Here is a 25,428-nt window from a genome sequence, read left to right on the forward strand (position 1 = left end):
CGCAGGAATAATTTCCGCTTCGTGCCTCAAGAGGGCACATAGGTGATGGTTTAAATTCGGGACAAACTAAAAAATTGTTGCAACGTATCATCGCAGACGGTCCTCACGCTCTTTCCGGAGCAAATTGCTTTCAATTCGGAGTGGGTGATAAGCGCCCTGGAATGTCCTGCCCACCGCAAGCAATCTTCAAGTTTTGCAAGCTTCTGCCCGCCATTTAAAGGTGCGACTATAGAGCCGTTGGCGTGAAGGCGCTCGGTGGAGAACCTCCGGCCATCCATTAACGAGATATGGACTTGATGCGGTAGGCGCTCAACGCCGCGCTCTTCTTCTGCGCTGTAAGAAGTAATACTGATCTTCGCCATGTGGGCTCGGAAACTTTGCCGCGTAGCAGCTTGAGGAGTGAAATCACGGAGTGATAGTCCTCCGCCCGAGAGCGCGACAGCCAAGCAGTAATGCATGGAAAACCTCGCCTGCATTTCATCGGTAGGATCGTCATAGGGAAGATTGTCAAATGCAGATCTTCCAACTTTCGTATCGATCCGTTCGATGTCATCAAGCGAAAATCCGTATTTCTTTTGAAGGTCCAACGCCGCGTCAATGGCTCTGTGAGTGGATGCGCAGCATGGATGAAGTTTCGTGACCAGACCGCGGGTTTCGATGATGTGCTCCTCGTTCCATGTGAGGTCCGCCCACCCCGTCGCTTCGTTGCCTCCGAAGAGATCGAGGAAGCCTTGCGATCGTTCGAGGATATCGAGCCTGCCGCCCAAACCCGATCGGGCAAGTAACGCGGCCTCGATCGCATTTCGCGCCGCGATGCCTGCGTGAAAGGGTTTTGCTCCGGTGCCAAATTGTCCTTTTGGACCCGAGGCCATGCTTGTGGCGAGGCTCATTGCGTTTGCTATCTTAGCTTCGTCAAGTCCGAGAAGGACGGCCACACCTGCGGCGGCTCCGACGCAGCCGATTGTCGAGGTTCCGTGCCAGCCCCGATTATAGTGCGAGGGGATGACGCCGAAGCCAATGGATCCCTGCGCTTCCAGCCCGGCAAGATATGCTCTGACCATCATGTGGCCCGAAAACTCGTCGCTGCTCGTCGCGACGGAGAGAAGCGCTGGCACCAGGACCGCTGATGCGTGGGCGCGTGCGGGATGAAAATTGTCATCGAAATCGAGGCAGTGGGCGGCAGTGCCGTTGATGAGGGCAGCGATGGAGCGCGATGCGCGGCCTCCTGTGAAAACCAGCGATGCGCCAATTTCATTGATCTCGTCACGAAAAGCTGCGGCCACAGACCGTGGGGCAGCGTCATTCCTGCCCGCAATCATACAGCCGATAGTATCCACAATCGCGTCTTCCGCCCGCTCTATTGCGATTGCTGAAAAGGACGTTCTTGCAATGACCTGTCGGGCAATCTTTTCGAGAACGGTTGTCATTGACGCGCTTCCTTGCAAAACTCGGAGGGAGCGGCATTGATGAACGGGCAGGTCTATCGGCGCAATCTTATGCAAATGACGGGTGACGTTATCCGGGAGAATGAGACTGAAAAAATCGGGCGACGTTCAGATCAGCATCAAGCATATTCAGGCCTTCGAAGCGATTGCGGCCACAGGCTCAACCATTGCCGCTGCCGTTGATCTCGGTATTTCTCAATCCAACACCAGCCGACTTCTGCATCAATTGGAGATCTACCTCGGTGTTCGGTTGTTCGACAGGGATAAGAACCGACTTTCGATGACGCGTGAGGGGTTGAAGCTAGGACCGGAAATCCGCGCCATTGCGGACAAGCTCACGACCCTGAAAATAACGGCGCAGGAACTGGAGGAGGGACGTTCAACGGAAATCCCACTGAGAATAGCTTTTCCTGCAAGCCTTTCCGCAACGCTGGTGCCGCGCCTAGTCAAGAGCTTTCTGGCGGAAGCCGGTCCTATCAGAATCGAAATTGCATCTGGAAATTATCTTGCGATAGAACGAATGGTGGCGGAAGGGGCAGTCGATCTCGGTTTCACGCGCCTGCCCTCGCCAACGCCGGGGCTTCGCGAAGAGCATGTCATGCCGACGCGCAATATTTGCATTCTCCATAAAGATCATCCGCTTGCCGGTCAGGGGAAGATCAACGTTGAACAATTGAAGACCGAGGATCTGATACTTCTCAATCGGGAGCGGGCCGTCCGTCATGAGCTGGAAGCGATCTTTTATCGCGCAGGACTTCGCCGCCGCCCGGCAATCGAAGCGCATTCCGTCGGTTGCGGCTGCGCTCTTGCGGCGGAAGGGCTGGGCATCGCAATCGTCAGCGAATTGCTGGCGCTTGAATATCAGGCCTTGCCACTGGCATTCGTTCCGCTTGAACCGACCATCTCCGTCGATTACGCAATCGTCAGTTCCGAACTCTCCCCGCTTCCGAAAATCGCTCTGCCGTTCTTGAACTACATCCGGGAATGGGCTTAAGCGTTTTCATATCGGCGGGAGAGGGAGTGGCGAAAGCATGATCAATTTCAGGCAGCTTGAGGTTCTGAAAACCCTGCTTGCAACAGGGTCGACGATCGCTACCGCCAAGAGCATGGGGCTTAGCCAGTCCGGCGTGAGCCGTCTCCTTCAGCAGTTAGAGAGCGATCTGGAACTGAGGCTTTTTGATCGGGATAAGGGCAGACTTATCCCAACGCCTGAAGCCAGTATTCTGGCGCGGGATGCCGAAACGATCTTGCTTGGATTGAACAGGTTTTCAGGACTGGCGGAAGATCTCCGCAGCGGTGCAAAGGGGCCAGAACTGGTGCGGGTAGGGCTTCCTAGCAGCATGTGGGAAAATTTCGCGCCCGCGATGATGAAGGAATTCGTGCGTGATTACCCGTCGGTCCGGATCGAAACCTTTTTCGAGACGACATCCAACATCGCACGTCTGGTTGAGCAGAAGGTCATCGATTTCGGCTTTCTGCGCAACGAACATCCCGCTTTACCTGGGATCGATATGGAAATCGTGGCATCAGGCACCAGCGTTTGCGTTCTGCCCGAAGGTCACGAACTTGCGTCGATGAAGGAAATTAGTGCACGGGACTTGCGTGGGGTGCCGCTTATTCTCATCGGTCGGCAAAGGCCGACACGTATGCTGCTCGATCAGACCTTTGCGCGCGAAGCCGTGAGGCAGAACGTGAAAATCGAGACTCATACCAACAGTTCGGCCTGCTCCTATGTGGCTCACGGTTTGGGAGTTGCCATATTGAGCAGCTTTTTTGCCAATCTCTACCAAAACCTTCCTATCGTGCAGCGCCCATTCGTTCCGGCCACCAAGCAGGAATTTGCGCTCGCAACCCCCTCTGGCACGTCTGCTTCTCTGGCAGCAAAAGCCTTGATGGACGCGCTCAAGCGCCAAATCGAAATCTCACAAAAGCAATGCTCTAGCTGTTAAGCACCGCGCCACAGATCAAACTCAACGCGCATCTGCGTCTGCAAAATATGCATTAGCCTATGAAGATAATGCATAATATTGCGCTCATTTTTTTGATCCGTCATAGTTTCAAACATAACAGCCGGTGACTTTGTAGATCCGGTCCCGCCAATCGCGTTCAGGGGAACCGATGATAAGATTCATATTCCATCGATTGCTGATGGCGATCCCGACATTGTTGATCGTCGCAATCACAGTCTTCGCTCTTATTCGTTTCATCCCAGGTGATCCGGCAGCTCTGATGCTGGGAGACATGGCAACACCAGATCAAATTGCCGAGATGCGCACTGAACTTGGCCTCGATACGTCACTGCCGCAGCAGTTTTTCGTCTGGGCGGGCAATGTGCTGAGCGGTGATTTCGGCCAGTCTATCGTGAACAAGGAGCCGGTGCTTCCGCTGGTTGTTTCGCGCTTCATGGTTTCAGCCGAGATCGTCGTGGTCGCGGTCATTCTGGCAAGTCTCATCGCGGTACCAGCCGGTGTCATAGCGGCGTGGCGGCAGAACAGCGCTACGGACCTCGTATTGATCGGCACGGCGACGGTGTTACTTTCGATCCCGACCTTCTGGCTGGGATTGCTTTTGCTTCTGTTCTTCGGACTGAAGCTCGGCTGGCTGCCGGTGTTGGGATATGTGTCCCTTTCGGATAATTTCGTGTCCGGCCTGTTATATCTGGTCCTGCCCATCATGACGCTCGTTATCCATGAGGCCGGTGTTCTCATCCGCATGGCCCGTGCCTCGACGCTGGAAGTGTTGCGGCTGGACTACATCACCCATGCCCGCGCCAAAGGCCTTTCGGAGCAGGCGGTTCTCTGGAAGCACGCTTTCAAGAATGCTTTCGGTCCAACATGGACGATGATCGGCCTGATCCTTGGAAATCTGCTTGGCGGCATTGCCGTCATCGAAACGGTGTTCACCATTCCGGGCCTTGGTCGGCTGATGGTCGATAGCATCTTCCAGCGCGATTACCCTGTCATTCAGGGCTGCCTTCTCTTCGTCGCCATGTCCTATGTGATCGTCAATCTGATTGTCGATCTCCTATATCCCCTCTTTGATCCGCGCGTGGTGGCCGAATGAAACACGTTGCTCTCAACGGCTTGATAGGCGGCGTTCTGATCGCGGCTCTGCTCATCGTCGCAGCCCTGAGCCTCTTCTGGACGCCTTTCGATCCCATGAAGCTGAGCTTCACGGCAAAACTGGCTGCTCCCGGCTCACTCCATCTCCTCGGCACTGATGAATTCGGGCGAGATGTGCTCAGCCGCCTTATGGTAGGCGCACGAGCAAGTGTCTGGATCGGATGCCTTACGGTCGGTTTCGCGGTTGTCGCTGGTACATTGATCGGTTTGATTAGTGGGTATGCCCGTGGCTGGATCGATGGCCTGATCATGGCTGTAAACAATGCACTGCTGGCATTCCCCGGCATTTTGTTGGCACTCGGACTTCTCGCGGTGTTCGGCGCAAATCAATACGGCATCATCTTCGCTCTGGGCATCGCATATACGCCGTCTATGGCACGCGTCGTTCGAGGAGCCGTGCTGTCATTGCGGGAACGCGAATTCGTTGAAGCGTCCCGCGTGATGGGCAATGGCGAAATCTTCACGATGTTCAGACACATCCTGCCGAATTGCCTCGCGCCAATCACCGTGCTCGCAACCTCGATGTTCGGCTGGGCCATTCTCTCGGAAAGCGCCTTGAGCTTCCTCGGTCTGGGTGTTCCGCCTCCCGCACCGACATGGGGCAACATGCTGGCCGCAGGTCGCCCTTTTATCGAACAGGCCGTTTGGCTCGGACTATTTCCCGGCCTCTGCATTGCTCTCACACTGCTCGGCATCAACCTTCTCGGAGATGCTCTGCGCGACAAACTCGACCCACGCATGAGAGGTTTGAAATGACTGAAAGAAAGCTTCTCAGCGTCCGCAATCTTTCGCTAGAAATCGTCCGCCGTGATGTTTGCGTGGTGAAAGACGTCAGCTTCGATGTCGAGCCGGGTGAAATCTTCGGCATCGTCGGCGAAAGCGGTTCGGGAAAATCGCTCGCGACGAGGGCGATTGTTTCTCTGCTGGCGCCCGTTATCCGCAAGACGGCAGGCACAGTCATCTTCAAGGGCCGCGACATCACCACCATCAGTGAAAAGGATTTGCGCACGCTTCGTGGTGCGGAGATCGGACTGGTTTTTCAGGAGCCGATGACCTCGCTCAACCCGTCCATGACCATTGGACGGCAACTGGAGGAGGGGCTGGCTCTGCACACGCAGGATCAAGCCTCCACGAGGCGCGAGAAAATTCTCTCCATGCTGCAACGTGTCGGCATACGCGATCCTGGGCGAGCGCTGACGTCTTATCCTCACGAATTTTCCGGTGGCATGCGCCAACGCATCATGCTCGCATCAGTCATGCTTTTGAAACCGGCATTGCTGATTGCCGATGAGCCGACGACAGCGCTGGATGCTGTCATTCAGCGCGACGTCATGGAGCTGATGGTGGAACTGACGAAGGCAGAAGGCACGGCAGTCCTTCTCATCAGCCATGACCTACCGATGGTGGCCCGCTACACAGACCGGATCGTCGTTATGGAAAAAGGCTCTATCGTTGAAGCCGGTACGACAGAGCAGATATTAGAGCGCCCGCAGCACCCTTACACGCGCAAGCTTCTGTCATCCTTGCCAGTGCGCGGCGACGTCAGGCCTATCGATACGACTTCGGCACCGATGATTTCGGCCCGCAACATCGTCGTGGATTATCCTGGACGGAAATCGTTTCTCAAGAAGGGCGAGCCGAAACGCGCACTGCATGGTGTCTCGATTGACATTCATGAAGGCGAAGTCGTGGCTCTGGTGGGTGGTTCAGGCTCCGGCAAGACGACCTTGGGGCGAACCATCGCCGGACTCGTCAAGGAAACCGAGGGCGAGGTTTTCTTCCAGGGGCGCACGCGTGATCAGGACTGGCGCGATTATCGTCTCAATTGCCAGATGGTATTTCAGGACCCCTATTCCTCACTTGATCCTCGCATGACAATCCTTGCTCTTGTCGAGGAGGCCCTGCGTCTCGTTCCCGGAATAGACCGGGTGGCGAAGATGACGCGCGCCTACGAAACGTTGGAGGAGGTTGGTCTCAACGCCGAGTTCGCCCTTCGCTATCCGCATGAGCTTTCGGGCGGACAGCGGCAGAGAGTGGCCATTGCCAGAGCGATTGCGCGACGACCACGCTTCCTCATTGCCGATGAGCCCGTTTCGGCGCTGGACGTGACAGTTCGCGCGCAGGTGCTCTCGCTCTTTTCCGATTTGCAGAAACGATATGGCTTCTCCTGCCTGTTCATCAGCCACGATCTCGGCGTGGTTGAACAGGTCGCCGATCGCGTCATCGTTATGCAGGACGGCAGGATCATCGAGGAAGGTGACCGCAACACGATCTTCGACATGCCGAAGCAGGCCTACACCCGGCGCCTTCTCTCGGCAATTCCCGCGCTCGATCTCAACGAGACCGGCGGCGTGAAACTCAAGTGGCGCTTGGAGGCGTGACGATGAATACTGCACCTATGATATCCGGCAATCTCGGATCAACTGCCGAAAGGCTGAACGCGATCTGTAATGCACAGCCATTCGTCACGCGCTTCAGCATTAAGAACCTGCGCAATGGCGAGGTTTTTGAACGCGGAGCGGATGAGGAAACGCCTTCCGCCAGCACCCGTAAGACCTCGATCATGATGGCGGCGCTGAAGGCTGTGCATGAAGGTAGGCTCGATCTCGACGAGCAGATTGTCTACGAGGCGCGCTTTGCCGACGAAGTCGCAAGCGGAATGTTTCGCTATCTGACGCCGGGCATCGTGATCTCGCTTCGCGATGCCATCACCGGCATGATGGTGCTTTCCGACAATGTCTGCACCAAGATGGTCTTCGAGCGCCTGACGCTGGAGGAAGTGGACAGCTATTGCAAGGCAATCGGCATGGAAGGCACGCATCACCGTTTTCTGATCCCGCCGCTCGCTCTGTCTCCCGATCATTCCTTGAAGTCCGTTACGACGACGACGGCGCGCGATCAAATGTTCCTGCTTCAGTCGATTCTCGATGCTCAGGGTTCCGAAGAGGCTTCGAAGCGGTTGGGCGTCTCCAAAGAATTGAGTGCCTACGCCTTGCAGACACTGAAAAATCAGATTCTGCGATACGCCATTCCTTCGCGTCTGCCGTTCGGTACGGTCGTCGCTCACAAGGGCGGCACAGGGAAGCGCGGCCGGATGAATGCGGGCATCGTCTACAGCGATGGTCAACCGCTCTACATCATCACCGCTTTCACGGATCAGGTGCCGCAGGAGATGCCGGATGGAACACCGGGATACACCATGTCTCTCGAAACCATCGGACGCCTTTCGCGTGTCTGCTGGGATGAGTTTCGAGCTTGAGCCAACAGCATTAAAACCAACAATAACAGAGGGTAGAACATGAAAAGCTTACTTCTTGCTGGAACTATATTGATGGCGCTTTCGGGCGCGACCCACGCGCGCGATATCGTCATTGCGCAGAGTTCGGATCTTCGCAGCAACATCCCCGGCGTCAACCGGGATGGGAATACGGATGGCGTCATCCTCCATATTGTTGAAGGACTAGTAGGCTACGCCAATAACGGTGAGGTCAAGCCGCTGCTGGCTGAAAGCGTCGAAACGTCGGACGATGGCCTGACATACACCTTCAAGCTTCGTCAGAACGTCAAGTTCCACAACGGCAAGCCACTGACCGCAGATGACGTGGTGTGGAACTGGAACCGGTACATGGACCCCGCCACGAAGTGGACCTGCGTCAAGGATTTCGACGGCGGTACAGTGAAGGTGACAACTATCAAAGCCGTTGATGGACAAACCGTCACCATGTCTCTGGAAAAGCCCTCTGCTGTCTTCCTCGGTTTGATGGCGCGTCCGGAATGCGGTTACACCGGAGTGATCTCAAAGGATTCCCTCAAAGCGGATGGTGCGTTCGACAAGCCAATCGGAACCGGTCCGTTTAAATGGGACGAGTGGAAGAAAGGCGAATACATTCATCTGTCCAAGTTCGATGACTACCAGTCTCCGGCCAATGACGGCAAACCGGATGGCATGGTCGGCTCTAAGCGACCGCTGGTAGATGGCATCAAGTTCATGGTCATTCCCGATGCATCGACCGTGAAGGCAGGTCTGCAGTCCGGTGTCCTTGACACGGCGGAAATCTCGCCCGACCTCATTCCCGAGTTCGAGAAGAGCGAAAAGGCCAAGGTCATTATTTCGCAGAACAACGGCAAAAACCTCTTCTACATCCAGACCCGCGACCCCATCATGAGCAAACAGGGTGTTCGCCGTGCAATCGCGATGGCGCTTGACATGGACGAGCTTGTTGCTGCGGCCTCCAACGGTACCGGGAAGGCCAACGGCTCGATGGTGGCGTCAGACTCGATTTACTTCAGCGAGACGCAGAAGAAGCGTCTGCCTTACGATCTTGACGCTGCGAAGAAAGAACTCGAAGCGTCCGGCTACAAGGGTGAGCAGATCAACATCATCGCCAACAAGCGTGGCAATGTACCCAGCTTCCCGGCAGCCGTTATCGCTCAGGCGATGTTGCAGCAGATCGGTCTTAACGTGCAGATCGAAGTTCTGGACTATGCGACGCAGGTCGATCGCCGCCGCTCCGGCAATTACCAGATCATTTCGCAATCCGTCGCACCCCGTCTCGATCCTGCGTTGATGTACAGCTTCTATGTAGGCGAAAAAGACAAGAATGCCTCGCTCATGTGGGACAACCCCAAGGCAATCGAACTGATGAAGGCCGCTTATGCGGAAATCGATCAGCATAAGCGTCAGGCAATCTTCGACCAGTTTCACGAGCTCATGTTGCAGGATATGCCAGGCATCTTCCTCTACGACATGATCGACGTTTGGGGAGCGACCAAGTCGCTTGAGGGTCAGCCGGTCTGGCAATCCAACGCGCGGCTTTGGGAAGTGTCGGTCGGCAAATAACCCAGTCATAAGGCGCCGCGAACAAGCGGTGCCTTTCATATGCACAGAAGCCCTCTGCCATCATCGATGCGCGGTGCCGGTTTCGCTTTGTCTCGAGGAACAGCATGCCAGATCAATCAGCCCTGAAATCACTAACGCAATCGATCGACGACCTAGCTCCTAATTTTACATCCATAAGTGATCAAATATGGGATCTGGCAGAACTGAAGTACGACGAATATAAATCAGCCGAACTTCTTGTTGAGACATTGAAGCAACATGGTTTCTCCGTTGAGGAAGGCATCGCGGGAATGGAAACCGCATTTGTCGGCCAATACGGGCATGGCAAACCTGTCATCGCATTCCTTGGCGAATATGATGCTCTTGCAGGCATGAGCCAGCTTGCGGACATCGATGAGCAACGGGAAGGTGAGCCGGGTGCCAGCGGTCACGGCTGCGGCCATAACCTATTAGGAGTCGGGTCTCTCATCGCGGCAATCTCGCTGGCAAGACATTTAGAGGCTAACGGTCTGCCGGGGACAGTTCGATATTATGGTTGCCCTGGAGAGGAGGGCGGTTCCGGCAAAACCTTCATGGTGCGGGCAGGTGCCTTCGACGATGTGGACGCCGCACTGACCTGGCACCCAGCCCCATTCAATGGCGTCAGATCGACAAATAACCTCGCGGTACTTGAGTATTACTATAGGTTCAAAGGCACTGCCGCGCATGCCGCCAATGCGGCTCATCTTGGGCGGTCGGCTCTCGATGCCGTTGAACTGATGAATGTCGGTGTCAACTTCCTTCGCGAGCACATGCCGCAGGATTGCCGCGTGCATTATGCCATCACCGATGCAGGCGGACGTGCCGCTAACGTGGTTCAGGCAAAAGCAGAGGTGCTTTATCTCGTTCGCGCGCCCGAAATGTCCCAGGCTCTGGCACTGGCCGAGCGCGTGGATCAGGTCGCGCGCGGTGCCGCCATGATGACCGGAACTGAGGTGGAGATCGTGTTCGACACCGCCGCCACAAACTTGCTGCCGAACCTCACGCTTGAAAACGCAATCCACGAAAATCTGATGGCGATTGGGCCGGTGCCGTTTGATGAGGCAGACATGGAGTTCGCCCGTAAAATCCAAGCCACATTTACGCAGGAAGCGATCAAGAGCAGCATCAAACTTTATCAGATCAAGGATGATGTCTTCTCCAACGAGAAGATTGACGGATCGACGCCGCTACATTTGGGATTGCGTGCTTTCGAAGGGCACTCCCATTTTCGAGCAGGATCTACCGATGTGGGCGACGTCAGCCGTGTGACACCTACGGCACAGTGCTGGGCGCCAACTTGGGCGATAGGTACAAACCCTCATACATGGCAAGTCGTGGCGCAGGGCAGAAGCCGTGCAGCCCATAAGGCAATGGTGCATGCTGCTAAAGCTCTTGCTTCGACGGGCCTTGATTTGGCAACATCTCCGAGCCTGTTGGCCAAGGCAACAGCAGAATGGAAAGCTGCGAGGGGCGACGACCCTTATGTCTGCCCAATACCTGAAAACGTCATGCCTGGTGCTTTGCATTCCAGTAAGGAGCAATCGCTGGGGTAACGGATGAATATCAAACAGACGCTAAAGCGCCCCAGTCAATAAGGAGCGAGCGTTAAAGCGAGCTTCCTGAGGTGGATGCTGTTGCGCCTTCTGGGCGTCAGCGCGCCTCAATTCGCGTTCTGGAAGCGCGTGCCGGAGGGCATTGTGAGTCCGCCTACTTGCCGATCTGACGTTGTACCGCATGGTTGTCAGACAGATACTCTATGCTTTGGGTATGTTGGTTTCAGATCGGAACGCTTCGCTAGGCGTCTTAAAGATTGTTGCTTATTTTAGAAGAATTACGGAACCAGATTCTCACGAAGCGACAAACGAACGATTTTTGTTCTAACTGAACTTGCGCTGATTTCGCTGCGACGATAAACCGCAGCGGCCCACCTGACTCATTTCCCGATGGATCGAAACAACAATTTTCAAGTGATGCCCGTCACAAAGCGAGTTGCCTATGAGAGACCTTCCAGGCCATCCTTCACGTCGAAATTTTCTTAAAGCGTCCGCTGCAAGTGCTGCAGTTGCAGGACTCGCAGCCGTGCCGCTGAAGGCTGAGGAGCAACCAGAGCCGGTCGCGCTGGGCGCGTACACGCCTATCTGTCTCAAGCCCAGCGAGTGGGCTTTCGTAGTGGCAGCGGTAGCAAGATTGATCCCTTCCGAGGGCGAGGGCCCCGGCGCCATCGAAACACGTGTCCCGGTCTTTATCGATATGCAGTTGGCTGGCGATTTCGGTCGCGCTGCCGATTGGTATATGGAAGGTCCTCATGAGGCGGACGCAAGTCCGTTGCGTGGTTGGCAGACACCGCTGACGCCGCTTCAGATTTATCAACAAGCCATCCCGGTATTTGACGAATGGTGTCGCACGACACATGGGAAGATTTTCGCGGAGCTGGATGAGGCGACGCAGGATCAGGCGCTTACCTCGCTTCAGAAAGACGAAATGAAGCTTGATCCGGAAATGCGCGATTTCTTCTCCATTCTGCTTGGAAACACCAAAGAGGGTTATTTCGCCGATCCACTGTATGGCGGAAACCATAAGATGCAGGTGTGGACCTATATCGGTTTCCCCGGCGCGCGTGGATCGTACAAGGAATGGGTTCTCAAACATAACGTCAAATATCCGCTGGGACCGGTTTCGATCTCTGGCGAGAGGGCATGAACGATGGCTAGAACTGAAAAGAAAAAAGATGTCGTCATCGTCGGTCTTGGTTGGACCGGATCGATCCTCGGCATGGAGCTTGCGCAGGACGCGCTCGAGATCGTCGCGCTCGAGCGCGGTCATGACCAGAATACCGTTCCCAATTTCCAATATCCTGAGATGATCGATGAGCTGAAATACGGCGTACGTCTCGGCATGATGCAAAAGCCGCGCAACTCGACAGTGACAATCCGTCGGAGCGAGACCGAGGTGGCATTGCCCTATCGCAGCCTCGGCTCCTTCCTTCCGGGCATCGGTGTCGGCGGTGCCGGCACGCACTGGAACGGGCTCAACTGGCGTCCTATGACGTCAGAATATCGTCTTCGATCCTATGTCGAGGAACGTTGGGGGGCGACCATTATCCCCGAAGATATGACCATTCAGGATTACCCGGTCACATATGACGAGCTCGAGCCCTATTTCGACCGTTTCGAACGGGTTGCAGGCATTTCTGGCAAGGCTGGTAACATCAAGGGTGAGAAGATCGAAGGCGGTAATCCGTTCGAGGCTCCACGCTCCCGCGATTATCCCATGCCGCCTATGCCGACGACCTGGGACGGAGCCAAGTTCGGTGAAGTCACTAAATCCATGGGCTACCATCCGTTTCCGCGCCCCGGCGGTATAGCGTCGCAAGCCTATGTCAACGAATACGGCATGCAGATGGGCCCATGTAATCATTGCGGCTTCTGCGAGCGTTATGGTTGTTATAACTATTCGAAATCTTCGCCGCAGACCGCCATTCTTGACGCCCTGAAGCGCAAGCCGAATTTCGAATATCGCACGGAATGCGAAGTGTTGCGCATCGAAATGGCACCGGATGGCAAGACCGCGACCGGCGTGACCTATTTCGACGAAAAGGCGCAGGAGGAAGTCTTTCAGCCTGCCGATCTGGTAATTCTGGCTGCCTATCAGCTGCACAACGTTCACCTGATGCTGCTATCCGGCATCGGGCAGCCCTATGATCCCAATACGGGAGAAGGCGTTACCGGCCGCAACTATGCCTATCAGATGAATGGTGGCTACACGCTGTTTTTCAAGGACGAGGTTTTCAATCCGTTCATCGGCACTGGTGCCAATGGCATGACCATCGATGATTTCGGTATCGATAACATCGATTTCGGTCGGGAAGGCTTCATTGGCGGCTCCTACATCTCCGCCGGGCAATCGAATGGTCAACCGATCCGCTCCATGGCGCTTCCAGCAGGCACCCCAAGCTGGGGCGCAAAGTGGAAGCAGGCCGTGGGTGAATGGTACGGGCACTCCATGTCCATCGGTTCGCACGGGTCCCATATGGCCTATCGTGGCAATCACCTCGATCTCGATCCGACCTACAAGGACCGGCACGGGCGACCCTTGATGCGGATGACGTTCAACTGGAATGCCAATGACATTCGCATGACCCAATTCATGAAGTCGAAGATTGAGCCGATTGCGAAGGCTCTCAACCCGACATCCATGCAGGAAGGCTTCAAGAAGGAAGGTGCCATGTATGATGTCAGGCCCTATCAAACCACGCACAATGTCGGCGGCTCCGTAATGGGCGACGATCCCAAGACATCGGCGGTCAACCGGTACCTTCAGGCCTGGGACAAGCACAATATATTCGTTCTTGGCGCCGGGGCATTTCCGCAGAATACGCAGTATAACCCCACCGGCATGGTGGGTGGTCTCGCCTATTGGGCAGCGGAGCATATCCGCAAGGACTACCTTCCCAACCCACGGCCACTAGTTTGAGGAGTGCCACCATGAAAACGCTTCTCAAAGTTCTCGCCGCTCTCGTCCTCGTTGGCATTGTTTGTCTTCTCGCCTTCATTTTCGTGCCCGTTCAGCGCACGGAAGCGACTGCTGAACTGGCAGCAAATTTCAAGCCAGCAGAAGGTCGTGGGGAATACCTCATGCGTGCCAGCGATTGCATGGCCTGTCACACCAATGAGGGTGGAACACCCTTTGCAGGCGGTCGTGCGATCCAGAGCCCGATGGGAACAATCTGGACCACCAACATCACGCCAGACGAGGAAACCGGCATCGGCAATTATACACTCGATGACTTTCGCGCGGTCCTCTACGATGGCGTGACGCCCAATGGCACGCATCTTTATCCCGCCATGCCATATGAGAATTACCGCAAGCTAACGGAAGAAGACGTAGTTTCGCTCTACGACTACTTCATGCATGAGGTGAAGCCTGTCTCGAATAAAGTCGAGCCAACGAAACTCGCATTTCCTTTCAATATGCGATTTGGTCTGCGTGCATGGAACTGGGTTGCTTTGCGTGGCGAAGCCGGATTTGCACCCAACACAGCAGAAGACGCCATTTTTAACCGTGGCAAATATCTAGTCGAAGGGCCGGGTCACTGCGCCGCTTGCCACAGCCCACGCTCGGTGCTGATGACGCAGGATGGTATTGACGAGACGTACAAGAGCTTCCTCTCGGGTGGTGAAATCGACAACTACACGGCTCCGGATCTCAGAGGCCCTAGCAGCGGTCCACAAAAATGGGGAGTCGAGGAGACGGCAGCTTATCTTGCCACCGGTCGCAACGCACATTCTACGGCAACAGGAGAAATGATGCTGGTGGTGCGCGATTCCACTCAGTACCTGACGCAAGATGACAATCGGGCGATAGCAAGCTTCCTGACGAAGATCGGGACGCCTGGACAACAGGCCGCGAAATCGGCCGACGCGCCAACGCCGACGGAAGAACTCTTGTCGAGCGCTGGACCTGACATGCCGCTCGGCGCGCGGCTCTATCTTGACAATTGCGGTGGATGTCACCTCGTGAACGGTAAGGGTGCGCCGGAAATCTTCCCGGAACTTGACGGAAACTCACTGGTGACAGCGAAGTCTAGTAAAGGTCTCATTAGCGTGATCCTTCATGGTGCAGAGCTTCCTTCAACTGAAAAACGCCCCATGAAGGTGAGAATGCAGGGCTACGAGGATCGCCTGTCCGACGAGGAGATCGCAACGCTTGCCACCTTCCTGCGCAACGCGTGGACGAACAAAGCTTCTGCGGTAACCACGCAGGACGTGGAAGCGATCAGAAAGCTCGGCAACGCTCACTAATGGCCACAAGAAGTAAGTAAGAGCCCTCGTCATCTCAGTGGGGCTCTTTCGTAACCGAATTTGATGATCGCCATCCTTGTGCGAGATACGGTGTATTTTGGCTTTCTTCCTGAGAGGGGCGACAACTGAGAAGGAAGTCGTTCGTTTCATCGACGCTTAGAAGGTACCCACATTGAACAAGGTCGCAGCAGAACTGTAATCGAGAGGTCGGTCGACGGAGGTGGAGCGATAAGCTTCCGGTCTTTTTACACTTCGATGCCCGGCGGCGGACGTACTCGACTTCATTTGCGTTGTCACCTTGCACCTTGCAGAAACATCGCGTTCCAAGTTTCACAACGATCCGAGCAGGAAAGGCGGAATACCCCTATAAAGCACGTAAGTTCTTCTCAAGCGGCAATAGCGGGCACATTCAGGAGATGATTTGACTTCAGGACAATTTGAAAAACACATGCGGTGTATCATCGCTGCCTTCACTTTTGTCCACTCGCGTTTCTGATCTCTCCAACCAATCGCCAATCCCCATGCCCAAGTACTTAGAAAGACGCAAGGCCGCCGCATGTAGCGTGCTTTACAGAGAAAGCTCACTCATTGGTGATGAGGTGCATTCGCGCAAACTCAATGAGGCTCTCAATGTGCGCTTTCGTTGCTTCAAACGCCGCGCCGGGGTCGTTGCGCTGCAAGGCGTCGATGATGGCAAGATGTTCCGTAGAATCTGGTGTCAGGCGGTCTTTCAACTGGCCGATTTCAAAGAGGCGCGTGGCGGCTCGCAGATTGCGTAAAACACCTGCCATAACTTCGTTGCCACAATGGTCGATTATCAGGTTATGCAAGTGATCGTCTGAAAACCAGTGGGCATCCGTATGGTACGCAGTAGCGCCCATAAGCTCGTCAATTTCGCGCCGCACCTCGACGAGTTTGCGACCGGGTATGCTTGGCATGGCCTGTACAGCCGCGTGTGGTTCGATCAACAGACGTAGCTTCAGGCTCTGGATGTATTCTCCGATATCGACGTGTCGCACCACGTAGTTGCGGCCGTCGCCTTTGTGAACCAAGCCTTCACCTTCCAGCCGCTGCAAAGCTTCACGCAGGGGCGTGCGCGACACACCGAGCATCTCGGCAAGCTGCGCTTCGATGATAACGTGGCCGCCTCCAAGACGACGGTGGCGGATCATGTCAGAAACAGCGTTATACGCGAGGGCGGCAAGCTTGTGGCCTGCGTCTTTGGACCGTTTTCCTATGCCAGGATCAGTGTCTGTTTGTGTCAAAGCGCATCAGCCTCCAGGCAGCTATTGGTCTATTCCCAGTTGATGTTGCCCCAAAGGCTTTTCTTGTTTTCAGCCATGGTCCATACCGCTCGATATTGTCAACTACCGGGGAGTCAATGGCATGAACGGTCAGGTCACGGCGGAACGAAGCCTTGCAGATGAGACCTATTCTGCACTGCTCGGGGAAATCCTCTCCGCGCAAATGGCGGGTGGTGCTGTGGTGCAGGAGCGCAGGCTTGCGGCGCGACTGGGCGTCTCTCGTTCGCCAATGCGTGATGCGTTGGGACGTCTTGAAGGGCAGGGGCTTCTTGCGCGCAACGCGAAGGGCGTTCTCACGGTGCGTATCGTCACCCTGTCCGACTACCTGAACAGCGTGGCGATGCGAATGCTCGTTGAGCCAAGTGCGGCGGCGCAAGCGTGCAAGGGAATAACGGCTGAGACAGTCGCAGACCTCGCTGCGATGCTTCGAGACATAGAGTTGGATCCAGATCCTGATCCCGAGTTCGTATGGAACTTCGATGATGCTTTGCACCAGGGCATTGCTGATGCCAGTGGAAATCCCTTCATGGCGGACACCATCTTGCAAATGAGGCGCTACACCACGATCTTCGAGCGCCAGCGAAAACTCGCCCAGCGGAAGCCGGGTCTTGCTGACCATCAGGGCATCGTAAAAGCACTGATGGACCGCGATGCGGATGCCGCCCGCATGGCTATGACGTTGCATCTTGAACGGGTGCGCCAGAACGTCCTTTCGACGTACTGAGCCGAGCCAGCCCATCCCAAACCTCAGATATTTCAATTTTTGACTGCCTTGGCGGAAAGATGTTGCATACGGCAAATGATTGTGTATGAAAGTGGTATACCAAATGAATGCGAAATCAACAAGCATCGTTGTTCAGGTCCACAAGAAGATCGAAAAACCAGAGGGTCATCATGTCATTCCGCACCATCTCCATTGCCTCCCTTCTATTACTCTCCACGGCAGCGTCGGCGTTTGCGCAGAGCTGCACGCCTAAGATTCCCGATTCCGAATTGGTCAAGCCTGGGACGCTGACAATGTCGGTTAATCCAACATTACCGCCGATGCAGTTCGTTGATTCCACCGGGGAGCTCAAAGGCATGCGGGTCGAACTTGGCAAAGAAATCGCCAAGCGGCTTTGCCTTACGCCTGAATATGTCCGTATCGAATTCTCGGCGATGATCCCCGGTCTTCAGGCTGGCCGATGGGATATGATCAACACTGGAATATTCTTCACGAAAGAGCGCGCGGCGATCATGCAAATGATCCCCTACGAGGATCAGGCCATCAGCGTTTCGGTGGCGACGAGCAATACGACGGTGAAGGACAAGGATGGGCTTGATGGTCTGCGTGTCGGCGTCGAGCTCGGCGGCTTCGAAGAAACGAAGACCCGTGCTCTTGACGCTGAACTCAAAGCCGCCGGCAAGACAGGGCTCGTCATTCAGACCTTCGATAATTTCGCGCTGGCCTTTCAAGCGCTGCGCGCCGGTCAAGTCGAGGGCGTTATCTCAATCGATGGTGTGGCAAAGGAATATGATAGCCGTGGCGATTTCCGTCGTGCCGTCAGCGGTCTTTATCCAGCACCGGTTGCCGTTGCATTCAAGAATGCGAAACTTGCAGACGCGGTATCTGGCGTCCTCAAAGACATGAAGACCGATGGTTCGTTGGGAAAACTCTTCGACAGCTACGGGCTGCCGATGATCGCAGGCGACTACGCAGTCAAGGGTCCAGGCCGCTGATCTGAGCGGTTCATCATTCTGATGGATGCCGGCTCGTCCGGCATCTCCCTAGCATTAAAGGTCCCTCCATGTCGTACTGGAACTGGTCTGGCTTCTTCGACTATCTCGTCAATCCCTTCATCCTCGGAGGTGTTGTCACCACGATCTGGCTGACCTGCGTCTCACTTGTGTTCGGCCTACTACTCGGCTTTGTCGTCGCCCTCATGCGCCGATCCAAGCTAAGGCTTATCAGGTGCATCGGGTGGTTCTATATCTGGCTGTTCCGTGGCACGCCGCTGCTCGTGCAATTGATCGTGCTCTATACCGCATTACCGCAGCTCGGGATCAAGTTCTCCGTTGTACAAGCTGCGTTGATCGGACTGGCTTTGAACGAAGCAGCATATCTGGCGGAGATTATCCGGTCCGGCATCGAGGCAGTTCCTGCAGGACAAGCGCGTGCGGCGAGAGCTTTAGGCATGACTGAGCGTCAGATAATGCGCCACATCGTCATGCCGCAGGCGTTCAAGGTCATCATCCCGCCCCTTGGTAACTCGGTCAATGGTCTGCTGAAAACGACATCCGTCACCTCCGTCATTTCAATGGAGGAACTGCTACGGCGCACCCAGGTGCTGATCCAGGAAAAGTTCATGGTGCTCGAACTCTTCGCCGTGGCTGCCATCTATTATCTTCTTCTCACGACCCTCTGGGACTTTGTGCAGCGGCATATCGAAAGGCGCTTCGGCCAGTCCACAGCTCCGCTACAGCTCAGCGAAAAGCGCTGATATTCAATAAAGGACTTACTGCATGCCAAAGACGTTTCGTGGTGTCTTTACCGTGATGATCACTCCCATCGACGAAGATGGGAAAGTCAATTTGCCAGCACTCGCTGCCTTTACAGATTGGCAGATCCGGGAGGGCGTGCATGGACTCATCCCTCTTGGTTCGACAGGAGAGTTCCTTTCACTATCCGATCAGGATTGGGACGACGTCGCCCGCACGGTCATCCAGAGCGCCGCCGGGCGCGTACCAGTTCTGATCGGAACAGGTGCTGAAGATACCCGTGAAGCGGTTCGCTTGAGCTGCAAGGCCGAGGCACTGGGCGCGGATGGCGTGATGATAATCCCGCCATTCTACTCGACGCCAACCGACGACGAACTGGTAACACATTACCAAACCATCGCCCGCTCGATTTCCATTCCGATCATGGTCTACAACAACCCTGCAACGTCGAATGTGGACATGAAGCCGGAACTTCTGGCTCGCATCGCCGAGATTGATGGCTGCGACTACGTCAAGGAATCGACGCTCGAGGTCACCAGAATCCGAGATATCGTTCGCCTGGCTGGTGACAAAATGACGCCTTTCGGCGGTATTCTAGGCTTTGAATCTTTCGTCATGGGCGCGCAGGGCTGGGTAGCCGTTGCATCCAATGTGGCGCCAGCAGCAATGTCACGTATCTTCACACTAGCAGCCGATGAGAAGAAGTACGATGAAGCGCGTGCGCTTTATCTGGAGTGGCTTCCCATCATCCAGGCGGTCGGTGGGCAGGCCTATGTCGCTGGTTCCAAGGCCCTGCTGAACCACATGGGATTTGCCGCAGGATCGCCGCTGCCACCGCGTCTGCCGTTGCCATCAGATCAGGATGCCGCGATGAAGACTTTGGTCGACCGTTTCGGCTTAAGCTTTTCGCAGAACTGAGCCGGAGAAAACAGATGCCCGGTTCGATCATCCAGGATGCAGGCGTGACCGTCTATTTCGATGGCGTTGCGCATCGTGTCGATCCGGGCCTTTCCGTTGCCGCCGCGCTGACCGCGCTGGATCGAGCCGACTTCTCCACTGATGCAGCAGGGAAGAAGCGTGGTCTTTTTTGTGGTATGGGTGTGTGTCACGATTGCCTTGTAACTGTCGATAGCCGCACCAGCCAGCGCGCCTGTATGACGCCTGTTCGAGACGGCATGCGCGCCGATCGTCAGCAGGCGCGTCCCGATATCACTTCTACTGACCTCGCCGACCTGAGGCCTGTCCCAACAAAACTTGCTGAGTTGGAAATGGACTTGCTGGTCATTGGAGCGGGGCCGGGTGGTCTCGCTGCCGCAGTGGCAGCGGCAGAAGCCGGGGCCTCTGTAACTGTGGTGGACGAGCGACACACATCTGGCGGCCAATTCTTCAAGCAGCCCAACACGGATGTCGCACGTCTGGCGCTCAATGCTGACCGGCAGGCCACGGATGGGGCTGCGTTGATAGAAAGAACACGTTCGCTCGGCGTGACCATTCTTTCAGGTGTGACCGTGTGGGGTGCGGCTCATGCAGAAGATGGAAAAGCGGTAATTTCCTGTCTGGGCCATGATGGCGTTTTCTATTGCCGATCTACCATGCTTGTCATCGGCACAGGGGCTTTCGAGCGACCGACAGCCATCAAGGGTTGGACGCTGCCGGGTGTCATGACGGCAGGGGCTGCACAAACCCTGCTGCGCAGCTATGGCACGCTTCCCGGTCGGCGCATTCTGATTGCCGGGAACGGTCCTCTCAATTTTCAGGTCGCAAGCGAGATTATCAAGGCTGGCGGTGACGTCATCTGTTTGGTGGAGCAGGCAGGCGCCCCATGGAGCAGACCAGGCGAAGCGTTCAGTGTTTTCCGCCATGACGCGGCGCTTGCCCTGAAAGGAGTAAAAGAGATCGCAAGATTGGAGCGAGCAGGCGTCAAGCTCTCCTGGAACGCGCAAATTTCGGACATCAAAGGTGATGGCAGGGTAGAGGCGGTGACGGTTTCCAGTCTTGGGGGCGAACTAACTTTTGAAGTCGATACCGTTTTGTTGGGCGGACATTTTACCTCGTCCAATGAGTTGTCGCGGTTGCTCGGTTGTGCTCATCGCGTAACCGAAAATGGTGCGCTCACTGCAGATTGTGCCGAGGATGGTGAAAGTTCGCTGCCTCACATCCACATCGTGGGCGAGGCTGTGCGTTTTGGTGGTGCCCACCTGGCAATGGCTGAAGGTAGGCTTGCCGGTCTGGCAATTGCCGCCAAGCTTGGCCTGAAGCCCCAGCCAGACACCACAGCCAAGAAAAGACTTGCGCGCGCCAAAGCGTTTCAAGCAGCCCTTTGGCGATTGTTTGCCCCGGCGCCAACACCGTTGGAACTCGCAGACACCGCGCTCGCCTGCAGGTGCGAAAGTGTTGCAATCGGTACTCTGAAGCGTCTTGCCGTTAAGGGTCCGCTGGACATCGCCACAATGAAGCGGCTGACCCGTGCCGGGATGGGACGCTGCCAAAGCCGCTATTGTGGCCGGACGCTCACAGAATTGACCGGCCGACCCATGAGCGAGACCGACGGCCTGCTTGCACCGCAGATGCCACTACGTCCAGTGCCGCTTGCGGCACTTGCGATTGAGAAGCCGGAGTGGGGAGGGCATAGACGAGCACTGTTGCCCGCACGTCCGCCATTGCATCATTCCGAACCGCTGCCGATGAGAGAAGCGTCCACCGTTGTCATCGGCGCGGGAATTGCCGGACTTTCGTGCGCCTTGTTTCTGGCGGAAGCTGGCGAAGATGTCGTGGTGTTGGAACGTGGCTTTCCAGGCGGGCTGGCATCGGGCGGGAATGCCGGCAGCCTACATGCGCAATTGTTATCATTTGATCACGGAGCCCGCGCAGAAGCAGGTGGAGGGCCAGCCGCAAAAACCCTTCCGTTGCAGCGAGACTCCATTTCGCTATGGCAGATGCTTGAAAAAAAGCTCGGTCGCGATTTTGAGATGAAAATCACGGGCGGCCTGATGGTTGCCGAGACTGAAGCACACATGCGCTTCCTTGAGGAGAAGACTCGGGTTGAACGCGAAAATGGCATCGATTGTCACGTGATTGGCGCCGAAGACCTGCAAAAGCTCGAGCCTGCGCTTTCGCCGTTGATGATTGGAGCCGCCTATTGCCCAATGGAAGGGAAGATCAACCCGCTTGTCGCAACGCGACATGTGCATGATGGCGCTCTGGCCGCTGGTGCTCGCGTACTGGACCGTACCGAAGTGCTGTCGATCCGCTGCGAAGGGTCAGTATTTATCATCGAAACCTCGCGGGGACCGCTACGGGCAGGTCGCATCGTGAATGCTGCCGGTGCTTTTGCTTCGCGCGTCGGCGCAATGCTGGGGCTAGACATCCCTGTGTTCGGAGCGCCGTTGCAAATGGTCGTGACCGAGGCTGCTGCGCCAGCAATTTCGCATCTGGTTGCCCACGCTGATCGTCATTTGACGCTCAAGCAGGCTGCTAATGGCAATTTCTTGATCGGCGGTGGTTGGACGGCTGGTCTTGATCCGGTCCACAGCCATCCTCGCCCGATGTTTTCCAGCTTGGAGGGCAATCTTTGGGTGGCGCAGCACGTCGTCCCGGGTTTGCGAAAACTGCATGTCATCCGCAGTTGGGCTGCCATGAACATCAACATCGACGGCGCGCCGATCCTCGGAGAGCATCCAAGTGTGCCCGGTTTCTTTAATGCAGTCACATCCAATGGCTTTACGCTTGGGCCTCTCATCGGCCAACTCACGGCCGATCTCGTCCTTGGCCGAGACCCCGGGCGCGATTTGTCGGCCTTTTCCATCAACCGCTTTCAGGGAGTTCGGTCATGATCGAGATCACCGGCGTCACGAAATACTATGGCAATTTTGCCGTTCTCAAGAATTGCTCAACGAGTGTTTCCAAGGGTGAGGTCGTCGTGGTCTGTGGGCCGTCCGGATCTGGCAAATCGACCCTGATCAAATGTGTCAATGCGCTGGAGCCCATTCAGGAAAGGTCGATCCTAGTAGATGGCATAGAAGTCAATGATCCCGGCACTGATCTTCCTGATCTTCGTTCTCAAGTTGGTATGGTGTTTCAAAACTTTGAACTCTTTGCGCACCTAACAATCGAAGCCAACATCATGCTTGCACAGCGCATCGTTCTTCACCGCAGCGAAAGCATTGCCAAAAGACGTTCCATGGATCTTCTGGATCGCGTCGGGATGACGGGGCACGCCCACAAATATCCAGGCCAATTGTCTGGCGGACAGCAGCAGCGCGTGGCGATAGCCCGGGCCCTTGCCATGAACCCGAAAGCCATGCTGTTCGACGAGCCGACGTCGGCCCTCGATCCCGAAATGATTTCCGAAGTGTTGGATGTAATGACCGACCTTGCCAAAGAAGGCATGACGATGATGGTTGTTACCCATGAGATGGGTTTTGCACGCAAAGTCGCGACACGGATGATCTTCATCGACCAGGGCGAAATTGTCGAGGACCGCGCAACGGAAGAATTCTTCAGTAGTCGTCACAATCCGCGCACAGACGCCTTCCTCAGCAAGATCCTCCACCATTGAGAGTTTAAAATGACCGAATTCGACCTAGTCGTTAAAGGTGGTACCATAGCGACCGCCTCCGACATCTTCAAAGCCGACATAGCCATTCGCCGCGGCAAAATCGTCCAGATCGGCGAACAGCTCGACGGCGGTGCCCAGACAATCGACGCCAGCGGCAAATACATTTTGCCGGGTGGCATTGATAGCCATGTCCATATCTCCCAGCCCTCGGGAGATGGCGTCGTCATGGCCGACGACTTCGAAAGCGGCACCCGTTCTGCCCTTTTCGGCGGCAATACGACGATTATGCCGTTTTGCCTACAGGAGAAGGATAAGCCGATGCGCGAGGCGCTTAATGCTTATCACGAACTCGCTGAAGGCAACTGCTATACCGATGTGAGTTTTCACCTCATCGTTTCGGACCCGACGGATAGTCTGCTTGGGCAAGAGCTTCCGGCTTTGGCCGCTGACGGATATTCTTCCTTCAAAGTCTTCATGACCTATGAGGGGCTTCGGCTCAACGATGCAGAAATCCTGAAGACGCTGGACGTTGCACGTTCGACAGGCGCGACTGTCATGGTCCATTGCGAAAACGAAGACGCTATCCGCTTTCTGATTGCAAGACACGAGGCCGAGGGTGACGTTGCTCCGCAAGCCCATGCCTCTACACGGCCGGTGGCGGTTGAACGTGAGGCGACACACCGGGCGCTAACACTTGCCGAGATCGTTGATGTGCCGGTTGTCATTGTCCATGTCTCCAACGGCGAAGCGATGGAGGAAATCGCGCGGGCCCGCGCTCGTGGCATCAAAGTGGTTGGCGAAACATGCCCTCAATATTTGATGCTGACGGCCGATGATCTGGACGGCATGGATTGGGAGGGCGCGAAATTTGTCTGCTCTCCTCCACCCCGCGACAAGGCTGCCCAGGAAGAATGCTGGAGGGGTATTAAAACCGGCATTTTCGATCTGTTCTCGTCTGATCACTGCCCGTTCCGATACGACGACGAGCGCGGCAAGCGTAGTCCGAAGGGACTTGAAAGCTTTCGTCATATCCCAAACGGTATTCCCGGTGTCGAAACGCGTCTGCCGATCCTTTTTTCGGAAGGGGTCGTGAAGGGGCGCATCGATTTGCCGCGCTTCGTGGCACTTTCGGCGACCAATCATGCAAAGACCTACGGACTCTACCCGGAGAAAGGCACGATCTCGATCGGTGCGGATGCCGACATGGCCATTTGGGACCCGACCATCAAACGCACGATACGCCATGCCGATCTGCACGATGGTGCCGATTACTCGCCCTATGAAGGTATCGAGATTACGGGCTGGCCGACCACCGTCATCCTCGGCGGTCGGGTGATGGTTCGTGACGGCGCGCTCATCGGGAAAAAGGGCGATGGCATCTACCGCTCAGCCCGCACCAAAAGTACTAAAACTATTTAAGCAATTCGGAGACTTGAATTTATGAAACTGAAAATCACCGCTGGCCCGTTCGTTTTCGATGCCGTGCTGGAAACAGAAAAAGCTCCACAGACCTGCAAGGCGTTCATCGAGCGTCTGCCCCTCGAAGGGCAAATCGTACATGTTCGCTGGTCGGGGGAGGGCGTGTGGATACCACTTGGAGACTATAATTTCGGCGTCGGCTACGAAAACCACACCAGCCATCCCGCGCCCGGTCATATCATCCTTTACCCCGGCGGCATCAGCGAGACGGAAATTTTGCTCGCTTATGGCGGTGTCGATTTCTCGTCCAAGATGGGACAGCTCGCTGGCAACCATTTCATCACTATCACGTCTAACCTCGAAAATTTGCCCGTGCTGGGTAACAAGACACTTTGGGAAGGTGCGCAGCAAATTCGGTTCGAGTAGAGACGCGATAGCGA

21 protein-coding genes are annotated in these 25,428 nt (G+C 55.7%); 19 read left to right on the forward strand and 2 right to left on the reverse strand.

The window, feature by feature from the left end; all coding sequences use genetic code 11:
• Nucleotides 1–50 precede the first annotated feature (50 nt).
• Nucleotides 51–1,427 carry an MmgE/PrpD family protein gene (locus AC07U5_RS21480; RefSeq protein ID WP_440599008.1) on the reverse strand — a complete coding sequence of 459 codons (1,377 nt, stop codon included), beginning with the start codon at nucleotides 1,425–1,427 and terminating at the stop codon, nucleotides 51–53.
• Nucleotides 1,428–1,527: 100 nt separating this feature from the next.
• Here AC07U5_RS21480 and AC07U5_RS21485 point away from each other — a divergent pair, with 100 nt between their 5' ends.
• The 11 genes from AC07U5_RS21485 to AC07U5_RS21535 all read left to right on the forward strand — a co-directional run bounded on the left by AC07U5_RS21485 (nucleotide 1,528) and on the right by AC07U5_RS21535 (nucleotide 15,229).
• Nucleotides 1,528–2,439 carry a LysR family transcriptional regulator gene (locus AC07U5_RS21485; protein WP_494724215.1) on the forward strand — a complete coding sequence of 304 codons (912 nt, stop codon included), beginning with the start codon at nucleotides 1,528–1,530 and terminating at the stop codon, nucleotides 2,437–2,439.
• A 40-nt stretch (nucleotides 2,440–2,479) separates the two neighbouring features.
• The gene (locus AC07U5_RS21490) at nucleotides 2,480–3,394 is read left to right on the forward strand and encodes a LysR family transcriptional regulator (RefSeq protein WP_494724298.1); all 915 of its coding nucleotides are present in this window, start codon (nucleotides 2,480–2,482) and stop codon (nucleotides 3,392–3,394) included.
• 169 nt (nucleotides 3,395–3,563) lie between these two features.
• Nucleotides 3,564–4,508 carry an ABC transporter permease gene (locus AC07U5_RS21495; protein ID WP_494724216.1) on the forward strand — a complete coding sequence of 315 codons (945 nt, stop codon included), beginning with the start codon at nucleotides 3,564–3,566 and terminating at the stop codon, nucleotides 4,506–4,508.
• Complete coding sequence (locus tag AC07U5_RS21500; RefSeq protein ID WP_112358090.1) at nucleotides 4,505–5,323, forward strand: ABC transporter permease; 819 nt, start codon at nucleotides 4,505–4,507, stop codon at nucleotides 5,321–5,323. Before AC07U5_RS21495 ends, AC07U5_RS21500 begins: the two co-directional genes overlap by 4 nt.
• Nucleotides 5,320–6,948, forward strand: coding sequence for an ABC transporter ATP-binding protein (locus AC07U5_RS21505; RefSeq protein ID WP_494724217.1), 1,629 nt, complete (start codon nucleotides 5,320–5,322; stop codon nucleotides 6,946–6,948). Before AC07U5_RS21500 ends, AC07U5_RS21505 begins: the two co-directional genes overlap by 4 nt.
• A gap of 17 nt (nucleotides 6,949–6,965) precedes the next feature.
• The gene (locus tag AC07U5_RS21510) at nucleotides 6,966–7,826 is read left to right on the forward strand and encodes a serine hydrolase (protein WP_111846779.1); all 861 of its coding nucleotides are present in this window, start codon (nucleotides 6,966–6,968) and stop codon (nucleotides 7,824–7,826) included.
• A gap of 39 nt (nucleotides 7,827–7,865) precedes the next feature.
• Nucleotides 7,866–9,407 carry an ABC transporter substrate-binding protein gene (locus AC07U5_RS21515; RefSeq protein WP_494724218.1) on the forward strand — a complete coding sequence of 514 codons (1,542 nt, stop codon included), beginning with the start codon at nucleotides 7,866–7,868 and terminating at the stop codon, nucleotides 9,405–9,407.
• A 104-nt stretch (nucleotides 9,408–9,511) separates the two neighbouring features.
• Nucleotides 9,512–10,981 carry a M20 family metallopeptidase gene (locus tag AC07U5_RS21520; protein WP_111846528.1) on the forward strand — a complete coding sequence of 490 codons (1,470 nt, stop codon included), beginning with the start codon at nucleotides 9,512–9,514 and terminating at the stop codon, nucleotides 10,979–10,981.
• Between the two features lie 442 nt (nucleotides 10,982–11,423).
• A complete protein-coding gene (locus AC07U5_RS21525) occupies nucleotides 11,424–12,128 on the forward strand; it encodes a gluconate 2-dehydrogenase subunit 3 family protein (RefSeq protein WP_494724219.1) in 705 nt (234 codons plus the stop codon).
• A gap of 3 nt (nucleotides 12,129–12,131) precedes the next feature.
• A complete protein-coding gene (locus tag AC07U5_RS21530) occupies nucleotides 12,132–13,901 on the forward strand; it encodes a GMC family oxidoreductase (protein WP_494724220.1) in 1,770 nt (589 codons plus the stop codon).
• Nucleotides 13,902–13,912: 11 nt separating this feature from the next.
• Nucleotides 13,913–15,229 (forward strand): c-type cytochrome, encoded by a 1,317-nt coding sequence (locus AC07U5_RS21535; protein WP_494724221.1) that lies wholly within the window; start codon nucleotides 13,913–13,915, stop codon nucleotides 15,227–15,229.
• A gap of 581 nt (nucleotides 15,230–15,810) precedes the next feature.
• Here AC07U5_RS21535 and AC07U5_RS21540 read toward each other — a convergent pair.
• The gene (locus AC07U5_RS21540; protein ID WP_153310389.1) at nucleotides 15,811–16,494 is read right to left on the reverse strand and encodes a GntR family transcriptional regulator; all 684 of its coding nucleotides are present in this window, start codon (nucleotides 16,492–16,494) and stop codon (nucleotides 15,811–15,813) included.
• A 121-nt stretch (nucleotides 16,495–16,615) separates the two neighbouring features.
• Between AC07U5_RS21540 and AC07U5_RS21545 the strand changes: the two genes are divergently transcribed.
• The 8 genes from AC07U5_RS21545 (at nucleotide 16,616) to AC07U5_RS21580 (ending at nucleotide 25,414) form a co-directional block, all read left to right on the forward strand.
• Nucleotides 16,616–17,257 carry a GntR family transcriptional regulator gene (locus AC07U5_RS21545; protein ID WP_494724222.1) on the forward strand — a complete coding sequence of 214 codons (642 nt, stop codon included), beginning with the start codon at nucleotides 16,616–16,618 and terminating at the stop codon, nucleotides 17,255–17,257.
• Between the two features lie 170 nt (nucleotides 17,258–17,427).
• Nucleotides 17,428–18,252, forward strand: a complete 825-nt coding sequence (locus tag AC07U5_RS21550) for an ABC transporter substrate-binding protein (RefSeq protein ID WP_494724223.1) — start codon at nucleotides 17,428–17,430, stop codon at nucleotides 18,250–18,252.
• Between the two features lie 68 nt (nucleotides 18,253–18,320).
• On the forward strand, nucleotides 18,321–19,013 hold the full coding sequence (locus AC07U5_RS21555) for an amino acid ABC transporter permease (protein WP_113261166.1): 693 nt from the start codon (nucleotides 18,321–18,323) through the stop codon (nucleotides 19,011–19,013).
• 22 nt (nucleotides 19,014–19,035) lie between these two features.
• Nucleotides 19,036–19,929, forward strand: coding sequence for a dihydrodipicolinate synthase family protein (locus AC07U5_RS21560; RefSeq protein WP_494724224.1), 894 nt, complete (start codon nucleotides 19,036–19,038; stop codon nucleotides 19,927–19,929).
• Nucleotides 19,930–19,943: 14 nt separating this feature from the next.
• Nucleotides 19,944–22,844: an FAD-dependent oxidoreductase gene (locus AC07U5_RS21565; protein WP_494724225.1), complete on the forward strand. Its 2,901-nt coding sequence runs from the start codon at nucleotides 19,944–19,946 to the stop codon at nucleotides 22,842–22,844.
• Nucleotides 22,841–23,569, forward strand: a complete 729-nt coding sequence (locus tag AC07U5_RS21570; protein ID WP_494724226.1) for an amino acid ABC transporter ATP-binding protein — start codon at nucleotides 22,841–22,843, stop codon at nucleotides 23,567–23,569. The genes AC07U5_RS21565 and AC07U5_RS21570 overlap by 4 nt, the downstream gene beginning before the upstream one ends.
• 9 nt (nucleotides 23,570–23,578) lie before the next feature.
• The gene (hydA, locus tag AC07U5_RS21575) at nucleotides 23,579–24,988 is read left to right on the forward strand and encodes a dihydropyrimidinase (RefSeq protein WP_494724227.1); all 1,410 of its coding nucleotides are present in this window, start codon (nucleotides 23,579–23,581) and stop codon (nucleotides 24,986–24,988) included.
• Nucleotides 24,989–25,009: 21 nt separating this feature from the next.
• Nucleotides 25,010–25,414 carry a DUF3830 family protein gene (locus AC07U5_RS21580; RefSeq protein WP_494724228.1) on the forward strand — a complete coding sequence of 135 codons (405 nt, stop codon included), beginning with the start codon at nucleotides 25,010–25,012 and terminating at the stop codon, nucleotides 25,412–25,414.
• Nucleotides 25,415–25,428 lie beyond the last annotated feature (14 nt).

The sequence above is a fragment of the Agrobacterium sp. GW821-FHT02D03 genome (assembly GCF_059421725.1).